Annotated in this window: 15 protein-coding genes; 6 read left to right on the forward strand and 9 right to left on the reverse strand. The window is 72.0% G+C overall.

The genetic code is table 11. The features are described 5' to 3' along the window. Positions 1-4,667, forward strand: a 4,667-nt coding sequence (locus IG94_RS0133380; protein WP_043485343.1) for a type I polyketide synthase, incomplete at its 5' end; no start/stop codon positions are given. A 313-nt stretch (positions 4,668-4,980) separates the two neighbouring features. Here IG94_RS0133380 and IG94_RS0133385 read toward each other — a convergent pair. Both IG94_RS0133385 and IG94_RS0133390 read right to left on the reverse strand, forming a co-directional pair. Next, on the reverse strand, positions 4,981-6,156 hold the full coding sequence (locus tag IG94_RS0133385; RefSeq protein ID WP_031046133.1) for a nucleotide disphospho-sugar-binding domain-containing protein: 1,176 nt from the start codon (positions 6,154-6,156) through the stop codon (positions 4,981-4,983). Positions 6,157-6,202: 46 nt separating this feature from the next. Further along, the gene (locus IG94_RS0133390) at positions 6,203-7,003 is read right to left on the reverse strand and encodes a class I SAM-dependent methyltransferase (protein ID WP_063741587.1); all 801 of its coding nucleotides are present in this window, start codon (positions 7,001-7,003) and stop codon (positions 6,203-6,205) included. A gap of 197 nt (positions 7,004-7,200) precedes the next feature. Between IG94_RS0133390 and IG94_RS0133395 the strand changes: the two genes are divergently transcribed. Then, a complete protein-coding gene (locus IG94_RS0133395) occupies positions 7,201-8,355 on the forward strand; it encodes a DegT/DnrJ/EryC1/StrS family aminotransferase (RefSeq protein ID WP_031046140.1) in 1,155 nt (384 codons plus the stop codon). A gap of 110 nt (positions 8,356-8,465) precedes the next feature. On the opposite strand, the gene IG94_RS0133400 is transcribed toward IG94_RS0133395, so the two are convergent. The 3 genes from IG94_RS0133400 to IG94_RS0133410 all read right to left on the reverse strand — a co-directional run bounded on the left by IG94_RS0133400 (position 8,466) and on the right by IG94_RS0133410 (position 11,760). After that, on the reverse strand, positions 8,466-9,284 hold the full coding sequence (locus tag IG94_RS0133400; protein WP_051159962.1) for a TylF/MycF/NovP-related O-methyltransferase: 819 nt from the start codon (positions 9,282-9,284) through the stop codon (positions 8,466-8,468). A gap of 142 nt (positions 9,285-9,426) precedes the next feature. Next, positions 9,427-10,407 (reverse strand): aldo/keto reductase, encoded by a 981-nt coding sequence (locus tag IG94_RS0133405; RefSeq protein ID WP_031046145.1) that lies wholly within the window; start codon positions 10,405-10,407, stop codon positions 9,427-9,429. Between the two features lie 174 nt (positions 10,408-10,581). Beyond that, positions 10,582-11,760 carry a cytochrome P450 gene (locus tag IG94_RS0133410; protein ID WP_031046147.1) on the reverse strand — a complete coding sequence of 393 codons (1,179 nt, stop codon included), beginning with the start codon at positions 11,758-11,760 and terminating at the stop codon, positions 10,582-10,584. A gap of 205 nt (positions 11,761-11,965) precedes the next feature. Here IG94_RS0133410 and IG94_RS0133415 point away from each other — a divergent pair, with 205 nt between their 5' ends. Further along, positions 11,966-13,459, forward strand: coding sequence for an MDR family MFS transporter (locus IG94_RS0133415; protein ID WP_052410988.1), 1,494 nt, complete (start codon positions 11,966-11,968; stop codon positions 13,457-13,459). Positions 13,460-13,484: 25 nt separating this feature from the next. On the opposite strand, the gene IG94_RS0133420 is transcribed toward IG94_RS0133415, so the two are convergent. Then, positions 13,485-14,072: a TetR/AcrR family transcriptional regulator gene (locus IG94_RS0133420; protein ID WP_031046152.1), complete on the reverse strand. Its 588-nt coding sequence runs from the start codon at positions 14,070-14,072 to the stop codon at positions 13,485-13,487. A gap of 258 nt (positions 14,073-14,330) precedes the next feature. Beyond that, positions 14,331-15,113 (reverse strand): FkbM family methyltransferase, encoded by a 783-nt coding sequence (locus IG94_RS0133425; protein WP_031046155.1) that lies wholly within the window; start codon positions 15,111-15,113, stop codon positions 14,331-14,333. Positions 15,114-15,216: 103 nt separating this feature from the next. Here IG94_RS0133425 and IG94_RS0133430 point away from each other — a divergent pair, with 103 nt between their 5' ends. Both IG94_RS0133430 and IG94_RS39070 read left to right on the forward strand, forming a co-directional pair. After that, complete coding sequence (locus IG94_RS0133430; protein ID WP_043485357.1) at positions 15,217-16,413, forward strand: macrolide family glycosyltransferase; 1,197 nt, start codon at positions 15,217-15,219, stop codon at positions 16,411-16,413. 763 nt (positions 16,414-17,176) lie between these two features. Beyond that, positions 17,177-19,723, forward strand: a complete 2,547-nt coding sequence (locus IG94_RS39070; RefSeq protein ID WP_043485348.1) for an ATP-binding protein — start codon at positions 17,177-17,179, stop codon at positions 19,721-19,723. A gap of 531 nt (positions 19,724-20,254) precedes the next feature. Here IG94_RS39070 and IG94_RS0133445 read toward each other — a convergent pair. Both IG94_RS0133445 and IG94_RS0133450 read right to left on the reverse strand, forming a co-directional pair. Continuing rightward, a complete protein-coding gene (locus IG94_RS0133445) occupies positions 20,255-22,489 on the reverse strand; it encodes a pyridoxal-phosphate dependent enzyme (RefSeq protein WP_043485350.1) in 2,235 nt (744 codons plus the stop codon). Between the two features lie 25 nt (positions 22,490-22,514). Then, the gene (locus IG94_RS0133450; protein WP_031046165.1) at positions 22,515-22,721 is read right to left on the reverse strand and encodes an MbtH family protein; all 207 of its coding nucleotides are present in this window, start codon (positions 22,719-22,721) and stop codon (positions 22,515-22,517) included. A gap of 263 nt (positions 22,722-22,984) precedes the next feature. On the opposite strand from IG94_RS0133450, the gene IG94_RS39075 reads away from it, so the two are divergent. Further along, positions 22,985-23,611: a TetR/AcrR family transcriptional regulator gene (locus IG94_RS39075; RefSeq protein WP_063741585.1), complete on the forward strand. Its 627-nt coding sequence runs from the start codon at positions 22,985-22,987 to the stop codon at positions 23,609-23,611. Positions 23,612-23,653: the final 42 nt, after the last annotated feature.

Here is a 23,653-nt window from a genome sequence, read left to right on the forward strand (position 1 = left end):
ACCAGATCCTCGCCGTCGTCCGCGGCACCGCCATCAACTCCGACGGCACCAGCAACGGCCTCACCGCACCCAACGGACCCTCCCAACAACGCGTCATCCAACAAGCGCTCACCAACGCCGGACTCACCCCCACCGACATCGACACCGTCGAAACACACGGCACCGGCACCACCCTCGGCGACCCCATCGAAGCCCAAGCCCTCATCGCCACCTACGGCCACAACCGCCCCACTGACCAACCCCTCTGGATCGGCTCCCTCAAATCCAACATCGGACACGCGCAGCAGGCGGCGGGGGTGGCGAGCGTGATCAAGACGGTGCAGGCGATGCGGCACGGCCGGCTGCCCCGGATCCTGCACGCCGAGACCCCGACCCCGCACGTCGAGTGGGAGGGCGGCGGCGTCGCGGTCCTCACCGAGACGGTGCCCTGGCCCGAGACCGGCCGCCGGCGCCGGGCCGGTGTCTCGGCGTTCGGCATCAGCGGCACCAACGCCCACGTCATCCTCGAACAGCCGCCCGCGACGGATCCGGCCCCGGTACCCGCCCCGGCCACCGGCACACCGCCGCTCCTCGCCCCGGACCGGGCGTCCGACGGTGGTGGGCCCGTCGTCCCCTGGCTGCTCTCGGGCCGTTCCGAGGCCGCGCTGCGCGCGCAGGCGGCACGGCTCGCGGAGCACGTCGGGGCGGACGACGGTCCCGTCGACGTGGCCTGGGCGCTGGCCACCACGCGGTCGACGTTCGACCATCGCGCCGTCGTCGTCGGCCACGACCACGACACCCTCCGCGCGGCGCTGACCGCCGTCGCCCGGGGCGAGCCGCATCCCGCGGCCGTCGAGGGAGTGGCCCCCACCACCCCGGGCAGGACCGTCCTGGTGTTCCCGGGGCAGGGCTCGCAGTGGGCCGGCATGGCCCTCGGCCTGCTGGAACGGTCGCCGCTCTTCGCCGAGCACCTGCGCGCCTGCGCCGACGCCCTCGACCGGCACACCGGCTGGTCCCTGTTCGACGTGCTGCACGGCGCGCCGCATGCTCCGTCGCCGGAGCGGGTGGACGTCGTACAGCCCGCCCTGTTCGCCGTGATGACGTCGCTGGCCGAGCTGTGGAAGTCGGCGGGCGTCGTCCCGGACGCCGTCGCCGGTCACTCCCAGGGCGAGATCGCCGCCGCGTACGCGGCCGGGGCGCTCTCGCTCGACGACGCCGCGCTGGTGGTGGCGCTCCGCAGCAGGATCATCACCAGGCTGGCCGGGACGGGCGCGATGGCCTCGGTGCCGCTGCCCGCTCCCCGGGTCTGCGACCGGCTCGCCGGGGCGGCTGCCGCCGGTGTGCATCTCGCGGCGGTCAACGGACCCGACAGCTCCGTCGTGGCGGGCGACACGGACGCCGTCCGCGCGTTCGTGGCGGCCTGCGAGGCCGACGGCGTCCGCGCCAGGCTGATCCCGGTCGACTACGCCTCCCACACCCCGCACATCGAGACGCTGCGCGAGGAACTCCTGGAGGCCCTCGCCCCCGTGCGTCCCCGTGCGAGCACCGTGCCGTTCTACTCCTCCGTCACCGGTGAGGTCCTGGACACCACCGAGCTGAACGCCGAGTACTGGTACCGCAACCTGCGCGAGACCGTCCAGTTCGGCAGGGTCACCGAGGCGCTGCTCGACGCCGGTCACCGCCTGTTCGTCGAGGCCGCCCCGCACCCCGTCCTGACCGTGGGCGTACGCCAGACCCTCGAACGTGCCGGGGTGCGGGCGGCGGCCCTGGGCACCCTGCGCCGCGACGACGGCGGGGCCGACGCGCTGCTGGCCGCCTTCGCCGACGCCCACGTGTCGGGCGCCACCGTGGACTGGACGCGGGTACTCACCCCGGGGACCCGGCGGGTGGACCTGCCCACGTACGCGTTCCGGCGTGCCCCGTACTGGCTGAGGACGTCGGCCGCGACGGGCGACGTCCGCTCGGCCGGGCTGGGCGACACCGGGCACCCCCTGGTGGTGGCCGGTCTGTCGGTGGCCGGGGACGACCGGCACGTGCTCAGCGGCCGCGTCTCCCTGCGCACCCACCCCTGGCTCGCGGACCACCAGGTCCACGACGTCGTGCTGGTGCCCGGGACCGCGTTCGTCGAACTCGCGCTGGACGCGGCGCAGCGGGTCGGCTGCGACGCGGTGGAGGAACTGACCCTGCTCGCCCCCCTGGTGCTGCCGGAGAGCGGCGGGGTCCAGGTCCAGGTGGTCGTGGCGGCTCCGGAGGCGACCGGGGCGCGGCCCGTCACGGTGCACTCCCGTCCGGACTCCGACGACGACGCAGAATGGACACTGAACGCGACCGGCACACTGGTCGCCGGCCCGGTGCCGGCCCTGGCCGACCTGACCGAATGGCCGCCCGCCGGGGCCGAACCGGCCGACGTGGACCTCGTCTACGACCGTTTCACCGCCAACGGCCAGGTGTACGGGCCGGTGTTCCAGGGGCTGCGGGCCGCGTGGACGCACGAAGAGGGCATCTGCGCCGAGGTGACGCTGCCGGAGGAGACCGACATCGAGGGGTTCGGCGTCCACCCGGCCCTCCTGGACGCCGCTCTGCACTGCCTGATGACGGGACGACCGGACGGCTCCGAGGACACGGCGGTGCTGCTGCCGTTCTCGTGGACGGGGATCGCGCTCCGGGCGACCGCCGGCCGGACACTGCGCGCCCGCCTCAGGCGCGGCGCCGACACTCTGGCGGTGGACCTGGCCGACGGCGCGGGTCGTCCCGTCGGCCGGATCGAGTCGCTGCGGCTGCGCCCGGTCGACCCGGCGCGTCTCGACGCCGGCGCGAGCCGTGCGGCCGTGCTGGCCACGGAGTGGATCGAGGCCTCCCCGGGCCCGGTTTCCGGGCCGGCGCCCGCCGTCGTCGGCGACATCGAGGTCGGCGACGGTCGTGGCGAGCGGTACCCGACCATGGAGGCGCTGCGCGCGGCGGTCGCCGGCGGAGCCCCCGTGCCGCGGGGCGTCGTCGTGTCGTGCGGTACGGCGGGCAGCGCGGTCGGCCCCTCGCAGGACACGTACGCGGAGACCTCTCGCACGCTGGAGCGGGTGCAGGCATGGCTCGCCGACGAGACGTTCGCGTCGTCGGTCCTCACCCTGGTGTCCCGGGGCGCCGTCGCCGTCACCGACGGGGAGGACGTGCCGGATCTCGCGGCCGCGGCCGCCTGGGGTCTGGTCCGCAGCGCGCAGTCGGAGAACCCGTTCCGGTTCCAGCTCCTGGACGTCGACGGTCCGGTCACCGACGACCTGCTCGCGGCGGCGGTCGCGCTCGGTGAACCGCAGGCCGCCGTCCGGGAGGGCAGGGTCCGTGTGCCGCGCCTGACCAGGAGGCCCGCGGCGGACTCCCCCGCGTCCTTCCGGACGGACGGCACGGTGCTGGTCACCGGCGGCACCGGCACCCTGGGCGGCCTCGTCGCCCGGCACCTGGCCGCGTCCCACGGGGTCGCGCGTCTCCTGCTGGTCAGCCGGAGCGGGATGGCGGCCGACGGCGCGCCGGAGTTGGCGGCCGAGCTGGCGGGGCTGGGCGCGGCCGTCTCGGTCGAGGCCTGCGACACCGGTGACCGCGACGCGCTCGCCCGCGTCCTCGCGGCCATTCCCGACGAGCATCCACTCACCGGGGTCGTCCACGCGGCCGGGACGCTGGACGACGCTACGGTGCCCCATCTGGCGCGGGAACGGCTGGGGACCGTCCTTCGGCCCAAGGCGGACGCGGCCTGGAATCTCCATGAACTCACCCGTGACGCCGATCTGACGGCGTTCGTGATGTTCTCCTCCGCGGCAGGTGTCCTGGGCGCGCCCGGCCAGGCCAACTACGCCGCCGCGAACGCCTTCCTCGACGCCCTCGCCGCTCACCGACGTGCCCGCGGGCTGCCCGGCGTGTCCATGGCCTGGGGGCCGTGGGAGCAGAGCAGCGCACTGACCCGGACGCCGGCCGGGGCCGGTCGGGGCACCGCCGGGCGCCGGGGCCTGGTCCCGCTGTCCACCGCCGACGCGCTCGCTCTCTTCGACGCGGCCCTCGGTGCGGGGCCCGCTGCTCCGGTCCTCACCGAACTCGACCTGCGGCACCTGCGCGCACAGGCCGTCGCCGACGCGCTGCCGCCGGTGCTGCGCGGTCTGGTGCGCGTCCCGCCGCGCAGGGCCGGTGACGGGGGCGCTCCCATCGCCGAGCGCCTGGCCGGCCGGGACCGCGAGGAGCAGGAGGCGATCGTGGTCGACCTGGTGCGCGGTCACATCGCCGCGGTCCTGGGGCACGGCTCACCGGCGGAGGTCTCCGCCGACCGCGCCTTCCAGGACCTGGGCTTCGACTCCCTCACCGCGGTGGAGCTGCGCAACCGGCTCGGCGCGACGACGGGGCTGCGGCTGCCCGCGACCCTGGTCTTCGACTATCCGACGGTACGGGCCCTGGCCGGGTACCTGCTGGACCGGGTCGCCCCGCCCGAGCCGTCGCCCGCGGGCGTGGCCCTGGAGTACCTCGACCGGCTGGAGGAGGCTCTGACGGCGCTTCCGCCGGATGCCGCCAACAAGCTGATCGAACACCGGCTGCGGGAGCTGGCGGGACGGGCGAGCGGCGTCCCGAAGGCCGTCCCGGACGGCGCGGAGGTGGAGAACGCCTCGGCCGACGAGCTGATGGACCTGATCGACCAGCGGTTCCGCCAGGCGTAGCGGCCCGATGGGCACGGAGCGGCCGGGGAGCGTTTCGCTCCCCGGCCGCGCGCTGTCCGGACTCCGCGCCGCCAGTGGGCTTCACACTGTCCCGGGGGCTTCACACTGTCCCGGGGCTTCACACTGCCCGTGCTCCGCACTCTCCGGGGGCTTCGCCGTCCGGTCACTCGGTACGGAGTTCCCCGGGCACGCCGGACACGAGGCCCTGCCGTACGCGAGGGCGGGCCGGCGCGGGCATGCCGAAAGCGTGGGCCGCGAACGTCGTCCGGGACGTTCGCGGCCCACGCGGGTGTGCCTACAGCTGCACGGGTGCCTACCGGTTGGCGTCCGCCAGCTCCTTCAGCACGGGGACGATCTGCGTCGGATCGGGCCGGGCGGCGTTCCGCTCGGCCAGTGTCCGGGCGGCGGGCCGCACGGAGTGCCCGTCGAGCAGTTCGGCGACGGCCTCCACGACGGAGCCGGCGGTGAGGGCCTCGGGCTTGAGTGTCAGACCGGCCCCGCTGGCCGTCAGCAGCTCGGCACCGAGCGGCTGCGCACTCATCTGCGGCACGACGAGTTGCGGCACACCGTGCGCGACGGCGGCCAGGACCGTGCCGGGCCCGCCCTGGCTGATGAGCGCGTCGCAGGTCGGCATCAGCATCGACAGCGGCATCCAGTCGACCGCGCGCACCTGCTCGCGGGTCTCGCCCAGCAGTTCCTTGCCGACCTTGCCGAGGGCCGCCACGATCTCGACGTCCAGGTCGGCCAGCGCCTCGATGGCCAGCAGCGGGGGCTGCAGTACGTCGGCTCCCATGAACTCGCTGGTGGTCCCCCAGGTGATGCACACCCGTGGACGCCGCCTGGGCTCCTCCAGCCAGTCCGGTGTGACGGCGGCACCGTTGTACGGCACGTAGCGCGCCGCCTGCCGCTTCGCCATCCGGATCGCCAGCAGTTCGTCCGGGCACGGGTCCACCACGAGGGCGGCGTACTCGGGGCCCAGCTCCACGTTCCACTTGTCGAGGAACGCCACCAGATCCTTCGGCCAGTTCTCGCGCACCGCACGCTCGGAGGTCAGGTCGCCCCACAGCTGGTCGGGCATCGGCCCCCAGGTGTGCAGGACCAGCGGCGCCCCGACGGCCCTGGCGACGATCGGCGCGGCGAAGGCGGCGGGGTCGGCCACCACGAGGTCCGGCGACCAGTTCCGGGCGAACGGGAGCAGGTCGGCCACGACCGCCTCGGCGATCCGGATGTGCGGGACGACGATCTGCTCGATGCTCGGTGCGGCGGCCGGTCCGCCCTTGCCGCCGCCGATGGACTTCTTCAGCTCGCTCATGAAGTCGGGGCCGCGGCCGACCTCGACGGCCGACAGACCGGCGGCGGTCACGTCGCCGACGAGCGAGGGCTGCACCGCCACCCGGACGTCGTGTCCCGCCGCGCGGAGCGCCCACGCCAGCGGAACGAGCGGATACAGATGCGATCGGAACGTAGCCGCGGTGAACAGAACCCGCATGACAAGAACCCCTCAATCTCGGCCGGACACCGTCAACCGGATGCCCTCAACGTGGACGCTGTGCGATCAGGTGGAACATGCGGGCGGTGAGTGGATACGGCATCCGGCCGGCCAGGGCGATCTCCAGCTCCTCCAGGCGGCCGAAGAAGTCCGGGTCGTACTTGATGTCGTTGTCGGCGACGAGATTGCAGACGTTCATCACGCCGTAGTGCCCGACGACGTCCAGGCCGGCACCGCCGAGATGGCCGCCGATCTCGTCCGACGTCAGGACCGGCACGTCCTTGCCGTACACCACGTTGGGCTTGTACCTGGCGTCCACGGCACTCCGGGCCGTGGCGAGGTCGAGTTCGCGGACGGCGGCCTCCAGCGGTACGGCGTACGCGTTGGGGCCGACCACGGACAGCAGGCCGCCGGGCTTCAGGCATTTCACGATTCCCCCGACCACGACGGCGGGGTCCGGGACGTACTGCAGCAGGTTGTGGCAGAGCATCAGGTCGAATGCCTGGCCGGCGAAGAGGTCCGCCACGTCGTGGGCATCGCCCTCGCGGACCTCGACGAGACCGGCGACTCCGTGCTCGGCGGCGATGTCCCGCGCCCCGGCGAGGGACACCGGTGCCACGTCCAGCACGGTGACGTGGTGGCCGCGTGCGGCGAGCCGGACGGCTTCCCGGCCGTTGCCGCCCGCCACGTCGAGGACGCGCAGCGGACGGTCGTCCAGATGGCGGTCCAGGTTGGCCGCCACCACCGAATAGCGCAACTGTCCCCACGGCGTTTCCTGCCACTTCTGGAAATTGGCAAGGCGCTCATCGAAAACCGCATTGTCGATCGCGCTGCCGCTGTCGGTCATGCTTCCTCCGAAGTGCGGTGGGTGACCGGCACATCGGCCGGCCGAGAAGTCGAAATCTACATCGAACGCCTGAAGCACCCCTAAAACAAGTCGAAAGACAGAGCTTCAGAGGAGGTTTAGGGCATCTTTAGCCGGGTGCGCGACACTTCTATTATTCCTGTACCCCGTCACTTTGCGCGCACGATCGGGAGACCGTAATGATCAATGTGACCCAGCCCAGCGTCGGCGCGGAAGAACTCGCCGCGATCAGCGCCGTCTTCGACAGCAAGTGGCTCGGGTCCGGGCGGCGGACGGAGGAATTCGAGGAGCAGTTCGCCGAGCACCTCGGAGTCTCGGCGGAGAGCCTCCTCTTCCTCAATTCGGCGACTTCCGGGCTCTTCCTCACCGCGGAACTGCTCGGCATCGGTCCGGGCGACGAGGTCGTGCTGCCGTCGAACGGGTTCATCGCCAACGCCAACTGCGTCATCGACGCCGGTGCCCGTCCGGTGTTCTGCGACATCGACGACGGCGTTCTCAACCCCCGGGCCGAGGACGTCGTCAAGGTGCTCACGCCGCGCACCAAGGCGGTGATGGTGCTGCACTACGGCGGCTACCCCGGCGAAGTGGAGAAGATCGCCGCCCTCTGCGCGGAGCGCGGTGTCGCACTCATCGAGGACGCGGCCGTCTCGGTCGCGTCGAGCGCGGGCGGCCGGATGTGCGGCACGTTCGGCGACTTCGGCATCTGGAGCTTCGACGCGCGCAAGGTCATCACCACCGGTGACGGCGGCATGCTGTACGTGCGGGACCCCGAGGTGGCCCGCAGGGCGCGCCGGCTGGCGTACCACGGCCTGGAGGACCGCAGTTCGTTCACCACCGCCGCCAAGTCGCCGCACCTGTGGTGGAGTTTCGACATCGAGGACATCGGCCGCCGCCTCGTCGGCAACGACATGACCGCCGCGATGGGCAAGGTGCAGCTGCGCAGGCTTCCCGAGTTCGTCGGCCGGCGTCGGGCGATCGCCGAGCGGTACACCCGGGCCCTGTCCGGTGTCCCGGGTGTCCGCGTTCCGCCGCCCCTGCCGGAGGGCCATCTCTCGACCCACTACTTCTACTGGGTCCGCTTCGACACCCAGGCCGTCCGGGACGGGGTGAGCGAGGACCTGCTGGCCAGGGACATCTACACCTCCTGGCGCTACTACCCCCTGCACAGGGTTCCGCGGTACGGGGCCACGGACGCCGTACTGCCGGTGACGGACAAGGTGTCGGACACGGCCCTGCTGCTGCCGGCGCACCAGGACCTGCTCGACGAGGAGGTCGACCTGGTCGCGCGGGAAGTGGTCGAGGCGGTCGAGGCGCGCGGGGCGATCCGGGGCTGAGCACCGGACCCGGCCGTTCGAACGACGAAGCTCCCCGACGCCGGGACCGGTCGGGGAGCTTCGCACACGCATGTGCTGCCGGGCCCCCGCGTCCTGCCCGGCCCTGTGTCCTACTTGGTCTTCCGCCACTGGACGCAGGTCCAGTCGACCGCCTCGATGGGCTCGTCGATGCCGTGCTCCCGGCGGTAGTCGTCCACGGCCTTGCTGCACATCGTGTAGAAGTAGTCGTCGATGATGCAGTAGCCGCCGACCGAGAGCTTCGGGTAGAGCGCCTCGAGGGCCTCGTAGGTCGACTGGTAGAGGTCGCCGTCCAGACGGAGGATCGCCAGCTTCTCGATCGGCGCGTTGGGCAGCGTGTTCGCGAAGAATCCGGTGAGGAACTCGACTCGCTCGTCGAGCAGGCCGTACCGGTCGAACCGGTCCTTCACCTCGTCGAAGGTGACCTTGAGGGAGACCCCCATCGTGCCGATGATGTCCTGGCTCTGTCCCTTCCAGGGATCCGACGGGTACTTGTCGGTCGGGGGCGGGAATCCGTCGAAGGAGTCGGCGACCCAGACCTTCCGGGTCTTGTCGCCGTACGCCGTGAGGGCGGCGCGCATGAGGATGCAGGAGCCGCCGCGCCACACCCCGGTCTCGATGAAGTCGCCCGGGACTCCCTCCCTGATGACCGTGGCGGTGGCCTGCTGGATGTTGTCCAGGCGGTCCCGGCTGACCATGGTGTCCGCCTGTACGTGCGGCATGATTCCCTTGCCCGCCAGGTAGGCCAGCCGCTGGTCGCTCTCGCCTCCCGATTCGGTGGTGTAGGGGAATGCGGCACCGTCGTGGAAACGGAGAAGACATTTCTTCAGCAGGTCGAGGTAGGCCTCGGGCAGGTCCGACGCGGTCGGACCTGCCGCCCTCTCGACCGTCTTGGCTTCTTTGCTCACCATTTCCGCCCCTTCTGGTACCCCGGTTTCGCCACCTATCCCACCAGGTAATTCTGAACTCCCCCTAAAACAGACGGGCATGGCAATGGCCCGGCTTCGCGCGAAGCCGGGCCATTGCCATCGTCACCCGAATGAACCCTCGGGATCAGAAGTGCGTGGGCAGGCGCGGGGTGTACGACGACTCGAGCGAGGTGATCTCTTCGTCGGTGAGCCGGATGTCCAGCGCGGCGACCGCGTCGGTGAAATGCTCCGGCTTGGTGGCGCCGACGAGGGGGGCGGTGACGACGGGGTTCTTCAGCACCCACGCCATGGCCACCTGAGCCATCGAGACGCCCCGCGCCTCCGCGATCCGCTCCACCGTGCCCACCACGGCCTCGTCGCTCTCCACGTACAGCGGACGCCCGTAGGGGTCGGTGGGCCGGAGGGTGCCGCCACGGGTCGTACCCCCCTGCCCCCAGGGACGGGCGAGCAGTCCGGAGGCGAGGGGGCCCCAGGGCAGACTGCCCACCCCCTGGTCGGCGAGCAGGCCGAACATCTCCCGCTCCTCCTCGCGCTGCAGCAGGTTGTACTGGTCCTGCATGGAGACGAACTTCGTCCACCCGTTCGCCTCGGCGGCGTGCTGCATCTTGGCGAACTGCCAGGTCCACATCGACGACGCCCCGATGTAGCGGACCTTGCCCGCCTTGATGACGTCGTGCAGCGCCTCCATCGTCTCTTCCACCGGGGTGTCGGGGTCGAACCGGTGGATCTGGTAGAGGTCGACGTGGTCGGTACCGAGCCGGTCCAGCGACGCGTCGAGCTGCTCGATGATCGCGTTGCGGGACAGGCCGGGACGGCTGGGGCCCTGCCTCATCGGGAAGAACAGCTTGGTCGCCAGGACCACGTCCTCGCGGCGGGTGTACTTGCGGAGCGCGCGTCCGACGATCTCCTCCGACGCGCCCATCCCGTAGATGTTGGCGGTGTCCCAGAAGGTGATGCCGAGCTCGACCGCCTGCTTGAAGAGGGGCTCGGCGGCCTCGTCGTCGAGCGTCCACGGCTGGACCGGCGAGGGCACGCCGAAGCTCATGCAGCCGAGAGCAAGCCGGCTGACCTTCAGTCCGGACGATCCCAGACGGGTGTACTCCATCGATTCCTGCCTCTTTCTGGCTGTTTCTTCATGATGCTGCGGAGCTTGGTCCACAGCGTCTCGGGGTCGTCGTCCGGACGCTGCCGGGGATACGGGCCCCGGCAGCGTCCGGCTGCCGCGTTGCCGCCGGTCACCGGCTCCCCCAGGGGGCCGACCAGATCCAAACGGCACCCCCTAGCGGCGCGCGGACACGGTCAGCTGTTTCGGGCCGTAGAACTCCGAGTCGTGGAAGGCCGGCTCGCCGGTCACCTCCAGCTCGGTGAACTCGTCGAACAGCAGATTGAGCGCGATCTCGGTCTCCACTCTGGCCAGCGGGCCGCCGAGGCAGAAGTGGATGCCGTGGCCGAAGCCGAGATGCCGGTTCGGCCGACGGTCGACGTCGAAGCGGTCCGGATCGGGGAACTGCCGGTCGTCCCGGTTGGCCGACAGCGTCGAGGCCATCACGAGCCGGTGGGCCGGTATGACACCGCCGGCGACCTCCACGTCCCGGGTGGAGACCCGGACGACCCGGTGGAACGGCGGCCGGAGCCGCAGCGACTCCTCGAACGCGGCGGGAACCGCCGACCGGTCCTTGCGCAGCCGCGCTTCGGCTTCGGGGTTATCGCGCAGGGCCAGCAGAGTGTTTCCCAGCAGCAGCGTGATCGTGATGTGGCCGGCGGTCAGCAGCAGCCCGGAGAACGTGGCCACCTGCAGGTCCGTCAGCCGCCGCCCGTCCAGCTCGGCGGCCGTGAGCGCCCCGATCAGTCCGCCCGAGCCGCCCGCCCGGCGGCGCCGGGCCTCGGCGCTCAGATACTCCTGCAGTTCCTTGTTGGCCTCGGCGAGCGCCTTGGCGTGCTCGGCGGCCGACACCGCCTCCGCCCGCGTGCCCAGCAGGGCGTCGGCGCACGACCGGAAGAAGGCCCGGTCCCCCGGCGAGACGCCGAGCAGTTCGGCGATGACCGTCACCGGCAGCGGATGGGCCACATGTTCGACGAAGTCGAACTCGCCCTCGGGCGCGGCGTCCAGCAGTTCCCGGGTGATCTCGGCGATCCGCGGCCGCAGCCCGGTGACCGTCCGCGGGGTGAACGCCTGGCTCACCAACTGCCGCAGCAGCCGGTGCTCCGGGGGGTCCTGCGACGCGAGGTTGGCGCTGACCTGTTCAGGGTCGAAACCCGGCATGACCCGGCCGATGTTGGACGAGAAACGCGCCGGATCGGACATCACCGCCTGCACGTCGTCATACCGGAAGACGTGCTGCACGCCCCGCTCGTCCGCCCAGAGCGGCTGCTCGTCGCGCATCCGCTTCAGCCAGGTCAGGACCTCGCCGCCACCGTCCGAGAGCGGCGGCATCCGGAGGGGCTCTTCGGCGGCCATCGTGTCTCCTCTGATCGAAGGCGGACCGCCCACAGCAAAGCCCATCCCGCTAAAAGTCGCCTGAAGCGGGGAGCGCGACCGACTGCCGTCCCGCGACACATGCAGTATCTGCACGAAATTGCGCGACACGCAAGCTTTGTGGGAGCGTGGAACCGTGACGAGGGCCCCCGGAGCGGGGCCGTGCCCGCCGAGCGAAGGAAAGCTGATGGCGCAGACGCAGACCGGTGACTCTCCGCCCGCAGCCGGCAAGCAACGCCTCCCGGCGGAGTTGCTGAAGGTCGCGGGGGTCGTCCTGCTCGGCATGCTGCTGATGCAGTTCGACGGCACGATGGTCAGCATCGCGCTGAACAAGCTGGTCCGGGAGCTGTCCGTCTCCGTGTCCACGGTGCAGTGGGTGGTGACCGCCTACCTGCTCGCCCTGATGGTCGGCATGCCGATCGCCGGATGGGCCGCGGACCGGTTCGGCACCCGGACGATCTGGAACTTCTCCCTCATCGGCTTCCTCGTCGGGTCGCTGCTCTGCGGCCTGTCGAACTCGGTGTGGATGCTCATCGCGGCGCGGGTGGTGCAGGGCCTCGGCGGCGGCATGATGGCCCCGGTCGGCCAGGCGATGCTCGTCCGGGTCGGCGGTGTCGAACGCCGCGCCCAGCTGGTCTCGCTGATGGCCGTCCCCGCTGTCGTCGGGCCGACGCTCGGCCCCGTCGTCGGCGGCGTCATCGTCGACGACCTCAGCTGGCGGTGGATGTTCTTCATCAACCTCCCGATCGGGCTGGTCGCGTTCCTGGTCGCGGGACGGGCCATGCCGAACCTGAAGGCGAGCAGCGGCGCCGGTCTGGACGTGGTCGGTGTGGCGCTGCTGGTTCCCGGGCTCGTGGCCATCGTGTACGGCCTCTCCCAGGCCACCACCGTCGGTTTCGGCGGAGTCCAGGTCGTCGTGGCGCTCAGCCTCGGAGCGGCGATGGTCGCCGGGTTCGCCTGGCACGCGGCGCGGCCGAACATCGACGCCCTGGTGTCGATGCGCCTGTTCCGGTACCGCGGCTTCGCGACGTCCAGCATCCTGCTGCTGCTGCTCGGTCTCACCATGGGAGCCGGGTTCGTGGACCCCTTGTTCCTCCAGCAGGTTCACTCGGAGTCGGCGCTGGGCGCCGGCCTCCTGCTGGTCGCGGCCGGCGTCGGGTCGGCACTCGCCTCCCTCACGATGGGACGGGTGTTCAACCGTGTCGGGCCGATGCGCGTGGGGGTGGCTGGTCTCGCCTGCGCCCTCGTCGGACGCCTGATCTTCACCCAGTTCGACGCGAACACCAGCGCCCTGGTCATCGTGGTCGCCATGTTCGTCACAGGCGTCGGATTCGGGATGATGGTGCTGTCGATGACGACCGCGCTCTACATCGGTCTGCCGCCCGAGCAGGTCACGAGGGCGACGAGCGGATCACGGATCTTCCAGCAGATCGGCCTTTCGGCGGGCACGGCGGTCGTGGGCGTCGTCCTCCAGTTCCAGTTGACGAGGCAGCAGGACGCCACCCCCGGCGGCAGCCCAGGACCCGACGCGCTGGCCCCCGCGTACAGCAACACCTTCTGGTGGAGCGTCGCGTTCCTCCTCCTCGCCGTCGTTCCGACCGCCCTCCTGCCGAAGCGGCTGGTGGAGGCCCCCGTGCCGGACAAGAAGACCGAGAGCGTTCCGCGCCCCAAGGAGGCGTGACGCCCCCGGGCGGCCCGCGGGAGCGTCACGGGTGCGCGAGCCCGGAAGGGCGGGGGGAGACGGTGGTCCCCAGGGCCTCGCGCAGGACTTCGGCGAAGGGTGCGGGGTCGGGTCCGGCGAGCCAGTGCGCAGCGGCCGCACGGACGGCCCCGGCGACGGCGGCAGCCGTGACGGCCGGTGACAGCGCCCGGCGGTCGACGCCGGCGCGCTCGGCGATCGCGGCGGCCAGCGGCTCCTCGGCCATGGCGAAGGCCTTCAGCGCCTCACCTCGCAGCGCCGGAGCGGACATGATCATGGACAGCCCGGCCCGGTCGGGTTCGGGATCGGCGAAGACGTCGACCACCGCGGCGGCGATCGCCTCACCGAGTGGCTCGCCCCCGGGCCTGGCTCTCAGGGCCGCGCCGAGGCGGCGAGCCTGATCGTTCAGGAAGACGCAGACCGCTTCCTCCCGGCTGGAGAAGTAGTTGTTGTACGTCCTGGGGGCGACCCCGGCAGCCTCGGCGATGTCGCGCACCCTCACCGAAGCCAGTCCGTCGCGCCCCCTCTCCAGGGCGAGACGCAGCGCCGCGGCGCCGATCGCCTCGCGTGTGGCCTGCTTGTTTCGGGCCCGCATGTCACGGGGTTCGTACTCGGTCGTCACTGGTGCAGGGGGCCGGCCGGAGCACGTCCGCCGGCCCCGCCCCCTTTCCGCCTTCGAGGCCCGCGTGCTGGTTCCGCCGCAGCGGGCACCCGCTCTGCCGCCGGCCAGTCCCGGGAACTGGATACGCCACGCGCACTGTATGCGTGTCGCGCACCATCTGCACGCCGGCGTCGGTTCGGCCCGCCCCTCGTCCGCCGGGACCGTCTCAATCCGGCGGCGGCGTCGGGAGGCTCACTGGGCGTCCTCCTTCGCGGCGTACACCATCCAGTGGCGGAGCACGTCCGGGATGTTGGTCGCGCGTTCGGTCGCGACGGTGAAACCCTCGGCATCGAGCAGGCCGAGTACGGCGTCGAGCCGGCCGTCGAGGTCCTGCACCTCGATCACGCACTGTCGGATCCGTCGCCAGTCCGAGCCGTCGATGCCTTCCAGGACTTCGAGTTCCGAGCCCTCCACATCGATCTTCAGCAGATCGATCGGGCCCTCGGGTGCCCAGTCGCGCAGGGCGTCGGACAACCGGAGCACCTCGGCCTCCACCTCGACGGCGCCCAGAATGCGGTCCACCGCTTCAGGACCCAGTTGCTCCTCGACCAGCTTCTTGTTGAGTTGTTTCTCCTCGGGGTGCCGTGTGGAGTTACCGGGCAGCGCGGGGAAATAGGTGAACCGGACCTGTTCCTCGGGCAGTCCGCCGAGCGCCGCCCGCACCGGTTTCACGCCCTTCGCCCCGTACCTGCTCAGGTTTTCCCGCAGTGCCTGGTAGATCTCGGGAATCGGTTCGAAGGCCAGGATCCGGGCATCCGGGCACTCGCCCACGACGAACAGTGAGAACATGCCCACGTTCGCACCGACGTCCACGACGCGCGCGGAACCGGGAATGCGTATCCCGTGTTTGAGGTAGTCGCGGTCCACGAACACCTCGTTGTAGATGAAGTGGATCTCAGAAATGAGTGCGCCTTCCACCTGCGGCGCGGAGACGTGAAATCCTTCGGCAACCTGTACGGATCGAATGTCGGCCATGGACGCTCCCTGGGTCGTGGTTCACCGCACCCGTTCCCCTACCCCGCCGTCACGCCCCGGAAGACCGTTGTGGGCATACGTCGTCTCCACTACCGTCCACAGCATGAGTCACGTCGCCATGGTCAGTATCGCCCACCACGGTCATGTGAATCCGAGCCTGGGAATCGTCCGGGAGTTGGTCGCCCGCGGCCACCGGGTCAGTTACGCCATCCCCGACGAGGGCGACTTCGTCGGGCGGGTGCGCGCCACCGGCGCCGAGCCCCGGGTCTGGAGGTCCACGCTGCCCGCCGCCGGAGACGATCAGAGCAGATGGGGCGAGACCCGGCTCGACGTCGCCGAGCTGTTCCTGCGGGACGCCGTCCAAGCGCTCCCGCAGTTGGCGGAGCTCTACCGGGACGACGTCCCGGACCTGGTGCTCAGCGACTTCTCCGGCTGGGCGGCCCGGGTGCTCGCGCACCGCTGGTCGGTGGGCTACGTGCAGCTGTCCCCTCAGCTGGTGCCCTGGGAGGGCTACGAGGAGGAGGTCGGTGCGAGGCTGGCCCAGGAGCTGAGGTCCTGCGCGCGCGGGCGCGCCCACTACGCGCGCTGGCGCTCCTGGCTCGCCGCCAACGACCTGGCGGGAGTCGACCCGGACACCTTCATGAGCCGCCCGCCGCGCTCGCTCGTGCTGATCCACCCCGCCCTCCAGCCGCACGCCGACCGTGTGGACACCCGCCGTTACAGTTTCGTCGGACCGTGCCAGGGCGAGCGGGCGGAGCACGATGTCTGGACACGCCCTGCCGAAGCAGCGGGCAGGCGCGTCGCGTTGGTCTCGCTCGGCTCCAACTTCACGAAGCAGCCCCGCTTCTACCGGACCTGCGCGGAGGCCTTCGGTACGCTGCCCGACTGGTATCTGCTGCTCCAGGTGGGCAGCCAGGTGTCGGCGGAGGAACTGGGTCCGCTGCCGGACAACGTCGAGGTCCGCCCCTGGGTGCCCCAGCCGGGCGTCCTGCGGCAGGCCGACGTCTTCGTCACCCACGCCGGAGCCGGCGGGGCCCAGGAGGGCCTGGCCACCGGCACCCCGATGCTCTGCGTACCCCAGGCCGGCGATCAGTTCGACAACGCCGCCATGCTGGTCCGGCTGGGTGTCGCCGAGCGCGTCGACTCCGCCGGCGTCGCCGTCGAGGCGCTGCGTGCGGCCGTTCTGCGACTCGCCGACGATCCGGCCGTCGCCGCGCGCTGCGCCGCACAGCGGGAGCTCGCACCGGGAGACGGCTCCCGGCGGGCGGCCGACCTGGTGGAGGCGGAGCTGCCCGGCTGATCACGGGCCGCGTCCGTCGCGGTCGCCGCGGTCACCGGCCGCGGCGACCGCCGCCGCCGGGAGCGCGGGAAGCGCCGGGAAGCGCGGGAAACGGAAGTAATCCGGCGTCCTCTTCACGCAAAACGGGTCCGCCGTACGCCGTCATGGGAGCGGTTCGCGACCAGCCGCGCCGGGTGCCTTTTCGAAACGGGCCCGAAACGGGCTCCGTCCACCGAGGAAACGGACACCGCGCCCCACCGAACCTCCGAACCACAGTCTTTTGGGTACGAGCAAAGCGTTGCTTGACCCGCGGAGGCGGCCATTCCTAGGCTCGGAGGCAATCACGCGAAGCGAATCGGGCGCCCCACGTCCGGCATTCGTTCTGTGTGACACCCCCGCATCAGTGCAGAAAGAGGGTATCCGGTAGTGACCACCCGCCTTGCAGATACCCCGCACACCGACGGCCGGCCGCTGAACCGGTACGGCCGGTTCACCGGCGGATAACTGGGCCGAACGCGCGCGCACACGACCGGTAGCTCCCCGCACCGCTGCCCTCCTTCTTCGCCTTCCCGACGGCGGACCGGGCGGACGCGTGCCAATGCACTGGAAAGTTTCTTTTCGATCATCCGGCTGCTCGCCGCTGCTCCGCGCTGTTTCGCGGCGTTTTCGCCACGCCGGTTTTCTGCCTCGTTCCGACCGGCTGTTCCAGTTTCTCCACAGTCGGCCTCCCCTTCCGAAGTACAGCACGTCACTGCACCCGCCGACACCACGAAAGGTGTGTGCCATGTCCACCCCCACGACTGTCACGTGCGACACCTGCGGAACCTCACTGACCCGCTCCAAACAGTCCCGCACCTCGCAGCCCCGGGCCCGCTACTGTTCCAACGCCTGCCGGCAGCGCTCCTACCGGCTGCGGCACCGGTCCGGCGGTGTGGATGCCGGACTGAGCAGCGAACTCCTGACCCAGCTGAGCAGCTTCGTCGGCCGGGCCGACGAACTGGTCGAGCTGACCCGGCTGTTGCACGAGGTGCGGCTGCTGACCCTCACCGGCCCCGCCGGCGTGGGCAAGTCCCGGCTGGCGCTGGAGGTGGCCGGGCAGGAGGCACGCGGCCGCCGGAGCGAGGTGTCGGTGGTCAGGCTGGGCGCGGTCACCGGCGCCGACGCCGTGCGCCGACGCGTTCTCGACGCGCTCGGCGACGAACCGGACGGTGGCCCTGCGGCCACGGCCCCGGACCGGCTGCTCGTTCTGGACGACTGCGACCACGTCCTGTACACGTGCGGGACGCTGCTGACCGAGCTGCTCCCCGGACGGCCGCGGCTGAGCGTGCTCGCCACCAGCAGGGAACCGCTGCGCCTGCCGGGCGAGTCGGTGTTCTCCGTGACCGGTCTGGCGCTGAGCGATCCGGAGTCCGTCAACTCGCTCTCCGACAGCCTGCGTTCGGACGCGGTCTCGCTCTTCATGGACCGGGCCCGCGCCGTCGCGCCGGATTTCCGGCTCAGCCGCGACAACGCCGCCGACGTGGCCGAGATATGCGCACGTCTTGACGGACTGCCGCTCCCCATCGAGATGGCCGCCCGGCTCATCCGGGTCTTCCCACCGGCCGAGATCCGCTCCCGGCTGCACGACCGGTTGGCGCTCCTGACGAACGGCTGGCGGCTCGCCGACGACCGCCACCAGAGTCTTCGCGCCGCGCTGGAGTGGGGGTACGCGCTGCTGAAGCCGGTGGAACAGGCGCTGTTGCGACGGCTGTCGGTCCTGCCGGGCGGCTTCGGGCCGGACGCGGCGACGGCGGTCACGGCGGACGTGCCGGGGGCGGCGATCGCGCTGCCGGAACTCCTGGTCGCCCTGGAGTCGAAGTCCGTCATCACCCCGCTGACGGGGGCGGGCGGTGGCGCCGCCCGCTTCCGGATGCTGGAGTCCACGCTGTGCTTCGGACGGGAGCGGCTCGTCGCCGAGGGCGAGGACACGGCGACGTACGAACGGCTGACCGCCTGGCTGACAACGATATCGCTCCCCTTGCGGAACGAGGCCGTGGTGCCGGTCGCGACGCTGGACCGGCTGGCCGAGGAGCGCGTCAACCTCGCGCACGCGGTGCGGCGGCTGGGAGCGGGCTCCGACGAACGCCAACTGCTCCTGGCCGGCGCGTTGGCCGCGGTGGAGGGGGCGCAGGGGCGGGGCGCCGAGGTGGCCGGGCTCGTGGAGCACGCCCTGGCGCAGACCGCGCCGGACTCCGAGTACCGCGCCGTGGCGCTGGAGGCGACGGCTCTCGCCCGCCAGGGCACCGAGCCCGACGAGGCGGCGCCGCGCCTCGACCGGGCGGTACGGGAGGAGCGGCGGCGGGGCCGCACCGCGCTGTTGGGCCGGCTGCTGCTGGAACGCGGGATCCTGCGCCAGGGGCGCGACGAGCACCGGGCGTCGCTCGACGACCTGGACGAGTCGCTGGAGATCGGACTGCGGTCGCAGCACGACACCCTCGTGGCACTGAGTCTGGGTGCTCTCGCCCGGCACTGGCTGGAGAGCGGCGACCCGGCGGGCGCGGAACGCGAGCTCGCGCGGGCCCTTCCCGTGCTGCGGGGCGGGGTGGCCCCGCAGTGGCTGAGCACCGTTCTGTCCACCGCGGGTTCGCTGGCGCTGGAGAAGGGCGACTTGAAACGGGCGGAGGAGTACTTCACCCAGGCGCTGCGCTGCCGTGCGCATCAGCATGAGGACGCCGCACGGGCGTTGGAGGGGCTGGCGCTGGTCGCCACCCGCGGCTACCGGTTCGACCGGGGGGTGCGGCTGCTGGGCGTGGCGGAGCGGGTACGTGGCGGCAGGCCGGGAGAGAGCGACTGGTGGCGGCAGCGTGTCCAGCAGGCGCGTGAGACCGCGCTGCGGGCACTGCCCGTGGGCCGGGCCGAGTCCTGGCTGGAGGCGGGACGGGCGATGCCGTGGCGGCAGGCGCTGTGTCTGGCGCTCGGCGAGGAATCGGCGGAGCCTCGGGCCAGGGGGGCCGCGCACCCGCTGAGCAGGCGGGAGCGCGACGTGGCCGCACTGGTCGTGGAGGGTTTGACCAACCGGCAGATCGCGGCCCGCATCCATGTGTCCGTGCGCACGGTGGAGACGCACATCCGGCACATCCGCACCACGCTGGGACTCCGGTCCCGGGCGCACATCGCGGCGTGGGCGGCGCAGCAGCAGGCCGACGGGCCGCAGACGCCCACGCCTGCCCCGGCGCCCTTCGCGTCGGCGTCGGCGGCCGTGGCGCTGCGGCGGCTGCCCGATCCCCGCGAGGTGCTGCGGGGGGTGAGTATCGGGGGCGGGGCCGCCCGCCCGGAGCTGCGGGGCGCGTAGCCGCGACACCGGCCGCCGCCCGGGCCGTCGTGGCACGACCGCCGTATGAGCGGCGGTACGGCGGCCGGTCCCGGACCGTGTCCCGGCGGTACGGCGCCCCCAGACCTGGCGAGCGGCCCCGGGGGCGCCGTTCGCAGGGTCCGGCCGGAGCAGCCGGGGCGTGGGGTAGCCGGGCGCGGGCGGACTGACCGGGCCGGACAGGACAACCCGGGGCGCGCAGCGACCCGCCCCGGGCAGAACAGTCGGGCCTCGGACGAAGCAGTCGGGCGCGGGCGGACCGGCCGGGTTGGACGGGGCCGCCCCCGAGCGCGCAGCAGCCCGAGCCGGGCAGAACAGTCGGGCGCGGGCGGGGTGCCTACCGGCTGCCCCGCCCACGTGTCCGAGCGGGTGGGGCAGCCTGCCGTCCGACTGGCGGGCGGCGCGCGGTGCGGCCTGGTGACACCTCCAGTGCGCGCACGGTGGTGCCCCGGTAGTGCGGCCGGCGGGACAGCCGGTGGTGCGGCCGGCGGGGCAGCCGGTGGTGCGGCGGGCTCATGGTGTCGGGGTGGCCTCCACCCGGATCAGTGCCGTCGCGGTGTCCAGGGCGGTCTCGACCTCCCGCGGTGTCGAGCCGACGGCGACGACGTGGCCCAGGCGGTCGTAGGCGTCCTGCGGCGGGCGGACCGCGCGGCCGGGTACTCCGGTGGTGACGACGGATTCGACGCCGGGGACCCGGGCGGCCTCGGCGGCACCGGTGATGCCGGTCAGTCGTCCGGTCTCCGTCGCCGTCAGGAACCGCAGCCCGGCGTACCGGGCACGGTCCGCGCTCAGCGCGAGAGGCCGCCCGGTTGCGGCGCGGAGCTGCTGCTCCAGCAGGTCGATGCCGGTCGCCGCGCGGATCAGCTCGGGGATCATGCCGCCGGCCAGCCGTCCGTTCACCTCGATGACGACGGGTCCCGCCGGGGTCAGCCGGACCTCGACGTGGGCGGGACCGAGTTCGAAGCCGCCGGCCTTGAGTGCCTGCCGCGCGCTCTCCGCCAGCTCCGCCTCGGCCGCGGCGGGCAGTACGGCCGGGAAGAGGTGGCCGGTCTCGACGAAGTACGGCAGTGCGGTGGTGGTCCGCTGGGTGATTCCGACGCACACGGCCTCACCGTCGGTGCAGAACATCTCCACGCTGTACTCGGGACCCTGCGCGAACTCCTCGACGAGTACCCTGCCCGCGCGCTGCTGGCCCCGGACGTTCTCGGTGACGGCGAGGATGCGCGCGGCCTGCGCGAGGGCGCTCGCCTCGTCGGCGCACCAGCGCACGTCCTGCGATCCGGAGCCGTCGGCCGGTTTGACCACGCAGGGCAGGCCGACGCGGGCGACGGCGGCGGCGACACCGTCGGCCGATTCGACGACGGCGTGGGCGGGCTGCGGCACACCGGCCTCGCTCAGGACGGCGCGGCTCAGCGACTTGTCACGGCAGAGTCCGGCGGTGCCCGAGGCGTGTCCGGGCCGCCGGAACGACCCGGCCAGGGCCGCCGCGTGGACGAGGTAGAAGTCGCTGGTGGTGGTGACCCCCGCGACGGGGCGTCCGGCGGCGGCCGAGTCGGCGGCGGCGCGCAGGGCCGCCTCGTCCTCGGTGTCGCAGCGGACGGCGGGACAGCCGGTCTCCTCCAGCCCCGCGTACCGGGCCGGGTCCTTGGTCAGGAGGACCGGGGCGAGGCCCAGCCGGGTCGCGGTGCGCAGGGCCAGCATGCCGGTGCCGGTGGTGTTGGACTCGACGAAGAAGAGCACGGGTCGGTGCCGGCGCGGAATCGCCGCGTAGGACCAGCGGTGGACGGTCGTGCCGAAGGGCACCTCGGTGGGGGCGGTGGCGACGGGGCCCGCGGCCTCGTGGCGGTAGACGGTCTCGGCATAGCGGTCCCCGCGGTCCGGCATGATGCCGACGAGGCGGGTCCCGGGGGCGGCGCGGGCCGCGAGGTGGGTGAGGACCCGGTAGACCGAACCGGAGGTGTTGCCGGCGAAGATCTTCTGTTCCCGCGCGAGGCTCTTCGTCGCGTCGAAGGCCTCGTCGTCGGAGAGCCAGTGGACCTCGTCGAAGAGCCGGTAGTCGATGTTGTCGGGGTAGAGGCTGTTCCCGAGTCCGCTCTGCTTGCGGGTGGCGAGGTCGGGCTGGCCGAACAGGACGCTGCCGACGCAGTCGACGCCGACCACCTTGAGATCGGGCAGGTGCTCCAGGAGCGCGGCGGAGGTGCCGCAGAGCGAGCCGCCGCTGCCGACGGAGCCGACCAGGACGTCGACGGTGCCCAGATCGTCGAGGAGTTCGTCCGCGAGGGTGCGGTAGGCCGCCGGGTTGTCCGGGTTGCTGTACTGCTGCGGCCACCAGGCGCCCGGCAGGTCGCGCATCAGGTCGGCGAGGCGTTCGAGGCGCGCGCTCTGCCAGCCCTGCGCGGTCATGGCCTCCACGATGTGCACGCTGCAGCCCATCGCCTCCAGCTTGGCGAGGGTGACGGGGTCGATGCGGGGGTCGGTGACGATGTGCACCGGGTGTCCGAGGTAGGTGCCGACCAGGGCGACGCCGAGTGCCATGGTGCCGGAGGAACTCTCCACGATGGGAGCGCCCTCTCGCAGCGCGCCGGTGCGGCGGGCCTCGAGGATGATGCGGCGGGCGACGCGGTCCTTCATGGCGTAGGGGTTGAGCAGTTCGAGTTTGGCGTAGACCTCGACGCCGTCGGGGGTGTCCGTCCGCAGCCGTACGGCCGGGGTGTTGCCGATGGCGTCGACGAGGGTGTCGTGTCGCATGCGCGCTCCTCGGGGTGTGCCTCGGTCAGCGTTCCATGGCCTCGATCAGGCTCCTGGGCCGCAGGTCGGTCCAGTTCTCCTCGATGTAGGCCAGGCACGCCTCGCGACTGTCCTCGTCGTGCGCGACGGTCCAGCCGTCGGGGACCTCCGCGAACGCGGGCCACAGCGAGTGCTGCCCCTCGTCGTTGACGAGGACCTGGAAGGTGGCGTCCGGGTCGTCGAACGGGTTCACCTGTCCCACCGCCCTTTCCCGTGTCTTCGCGCGGTGGCCGCTCCACCGTCGCGCCGTCATCCTCACGGCGCGCGCCGGGCGGGTCCTCGGTGGGATCCACCGTTACGGCACCGCGGGAACCGCCCCCTCGCAACGTGCCTGCTAGAACTGGGGCCGTGTTCCGGGAGTTTGCCGGATGGGGCTGCCGGGGTGCGGGTTTCGCAGCCGTCCCGTGGGCGGGCCGAAACAGGACCAGCGCCTGTCACCACCAACTTGAGGACACGATGTACAGGAAACCGCCGTCCGGCCCCGTGCACGGCCGCACCTTCACCCAGGAGGCGCGGAGGGCGCAGATCGTCGAGGCCACGATCGAGACGCTGGCCGAGATCGGTCACACGAAGACGTCGTTCACGGCGATCTGCAGACACGCGAACCTGAGCAGCACCGGCCTGATTTCCTACCATTTCGCCGGAAAACCGCAATTACTGCGGGAAGTCACCCGCACCATCGTGGAGAAGGCGGGGACGCTGCGGACCAGCCGCGTCGCGCAGGAGGCGACGTATCGCGGGAAGCTGGTCGCCTACATCGCCGCGCACTTCGACTTCATGGCCCGTTACCCGGCGCACGCCCGGGCGCTCACCGAGATCGCCGAACTCGTCCGCGAGCGGCCGGTGCCGGAACTGGACGACGTGGCGCGCAGCGCCCTGTCGGTGGAGGCTCTGGTGGCACTGCTCGAGGAGGGGTGCCGTGCGGGCGAGTTCCGCATCGCCGACCCGCCGGTGCTGGCGCTGGCCGTGCAGGGCGCCCTCGACAATGTGGTCCGCCACCACGAGTTGTTCGCCGTCGCCGACCTAGACCACCTGGCCCGGGAGCTGACGGACATCTTCACCCGTTGCACTCTGTCCCCGTAGTGGCCCGTCGCGGTGTGTGAGCCGTTCGTCCGTGTGATGCGT

The sequence above is a fragment of the Streptomyces olivaceus genome, assembly GCF_000721235.1.
Lineage (GTDB): Bacteria > Actinomycetota > Actinomycetes > Streptomycetales > Streptomycetaceae > Streptomyces > Streptomyces olivaceus.